General features: G+C 59.1%; 2 protein-coding genes and 1 pseudogene. 1 reads left to right on the plus strand and 2 read right to left on the minus strand.

Going from position 1 to position 2204, the window contains the following annotated elements; all coding sequences use genetic code 11:
* Positions 1 to 90: 90 nt before the first annotated feature.
* Positions 91 to 846 (minus strand): annotated as a pseudogene (locus ABIC03_RS39165) (IS110 family RNA-guided transposase); the annotation flags it as partial.
* 201 nt (positions 847 to 1047) lie between these two features.
* Positions 1048 to 1365, minus strand: coding sequence for a transposase (locus tag ABIC03_RS39170; protein WP_354066253.1), 318 nt, complete (start codon positions 1363 to 1365; stop codon positions 1048 to 1050).
* 678 nt (positions 1366 to 2043) lie between these two features.
* Here ABIC03_RS39170 and ABIC03_RS39175 point away from each other — a divergent pair.
* A partial coding sequence (locus tag ABIC03_RS39175) for an ATP-binding cassette domain-containing protein (protein WP_354066255.1) occupies positions 2044 to 2204 on the plus strand: 161 nt, incomplete at its 3' end.

The raw sequence follows: 2204 nt of genomic DNA on the forward strand, positions 1-2204 counted from the left end.
GTCCTCGAAATCGTCATGGCGCTTCTCCTAGGATTACCCCTAGGACCTGCAGCAATCCCGTTCGTCAAACAAGGCGGCCTTCAGTGGAGGGATACCTTCGAGCTTACGGTCACAGTCCAGCATCTTCTCCTGGTAGACGTCGTAGAGTTCTAGCGATTGGCTCAGAGCGAAGACATGTTCGTGCCGGTCGTTGCCTACCAGTGCCGCGCGAATGGTCTCGGTGGATGAATGGCATCGCACGTCCCGATAGGTTGCCAAAACATCAGGATTGCGCTCGCCTGCAACAATGGCCCGGATAATCCGCATGCCAGTGGCGCCCGTGATGTCCGAGACGACATGATGGAGCTGCAGGTTCATCTCCATCAAGGCCTTTTGCATATGCTGGATATGGGCGGCGGCATACTCCACAAGCCGCTCGCGCTGCCGCAAATAGGCCCGCAGGGTAGCAATCTCGGCATCGGGTCGGAAGCTGCCTCGTAGCAGTCCATAGGAATGAAGCTGGCGTAACCACGCGGCATCGCTGACGTCGGTCTTGCGTCCGGGCACGTTCTTGGCGTACCGGGCGTTGACCAGAATAACCTCAAATCCACGCTGCTCCAGGATTTCATAGGCTGGGATCCAATAGACCCCGGTGGATTCCATCGCGACACTGGTCACGCCGCACGCGCTAAACCAATCCGCCAGATCATGGAGATCTTGTGTAAATGTGCCGAACGCGCGCACGGGAATGTCAGTGCAGTCCGGGTTCACCGCAGCCATGTGCATCTTTGATCCGATGTCGATGGCGGCCGCGCTGACGTTGACTGGCTTCAATTCCGGCCGGTCACCGGTCGTCCTCTGGGGCATCGCAAATCCTCCATTCAATCATGAGCGGAAGGGTCTGGGTTATGCCAATCGTCATCTTCCTAATCGGGATCGCAGCCGAAGCGGCGTCACCACTCTCAAGTCCGCATGCACCCATGGACCACGTTTTTTAACGGGGACAGTGCCTCCAATAAGCTGACGGCCGCTACCCTCCCAGCCGCAGAGGATAACACAGTGCTGTTTCTACCCCGCACAGGCGCGCAACGGCCCTGGACAGTTTTTTAAAATGTCGCGCTCCATGCGCAACTGCTCGTTTTCCCGCTGCAATCGTGCGATCATGTCAGCTTGGTCCGCCGACGGCACCGCCGCTTGCGACGTGGGCGCCGCGGCGCTGCCGACGGCTGCCACCGTGCCCCGCTCCTTCACCCATCGGCTCAACACCGAGCCGTCGAGCCCCAGCTCCTTCGAAACCGACTTCGCCGAGCGTTCGCTCGACAAAACCAGATCAACTGCCTGCCGCTTGTACTCGTCCGAATAGGACCGACGCTGCCGTTTCGCCATCTGACACCTCTTGCTGCCTAAGCTATAGGTGTCCACCGATCTAGGGGAGGCTCACCCCGATGTCGCTTCAAGCTGGAACGACGCCACGGCTAACAGAAGGTGCGCGGATACAATCCGATTGTCGAAGCAATACCGTATCGATCAAACGTGCACACCGTGAGCGCGTTCCGTCCTTACTGCGCCACAACGGGAATGAGCCGACAGAAAGCCTCCAGGACGCTGTGACGGCTAACGAGACTCGCGCGCTTAGCGCCCAAACGAGGCTCGCGCCGCCGACAGGTTAAGCCTGAACGAGCGACTCCCCGTCAACAGCCTGATGAACACGGCGCGAGCAGTCACGCACGCTTAGTTCGAAATGCCGGCGACGAAAACCTCTAGCTTAGCCTGAATTGCGAGGAATTTTAGCCGTTCGGCTATCCATATCGATGAAAACCGGCGCCGACAGCGGATACATATTCTTTGTGAAGAGAAACCTCTGTTGGCCGCCAGGCCGCGGAGGCAAAAAGCGAGGGTGAGGAAACGGTGAGCCAACCGCAGGCGCCATGTGCAGGTGTGTCCCTACGATCCTGGCCGCGCACGCAACTGTTGCAATCCGTCAAGAAGAAGATCGTGGTCTGGTCGTCGGCGGGCGCCGCAGGAGCGGGAGCGCCAGGGTGCGCGGGGGAGGGACGAGGGTCGATGCCGGGCACGAGCGATGCCTTTGTGGAGTTTTCAGAGGTTCAGAAGACCTACGACGGCGAAACGCTGGTCGTTAAGAATCTCAACCTGGACATCGCCCGGGGTGAGTTTCTGACGATGTTGGGGCCCTCAGGCTCCGGTAAGACGACAACCCTTATGAT

Origin of the sequence: Bradyrhizobium sp. RT6a (assembly GCF_040547675.1) — a bacterium.
Taxonomy (GTDB): Bacteria; Pseudomonadota; Alphaproteobacteria; order Rhizobiales; family Xanthobacteraceae; genus Bradyrhizobium.

Excerpts from the sequence above, each read along its gene's own strand:
- ABIC03_RS39170 (WP_354066253.1), bottom strand. The coding sequence starts at position 1,365 with ATGGCGAAACGGCAGCGTCGGTCCTATTCGGACGAGTACAAGCGGCAG.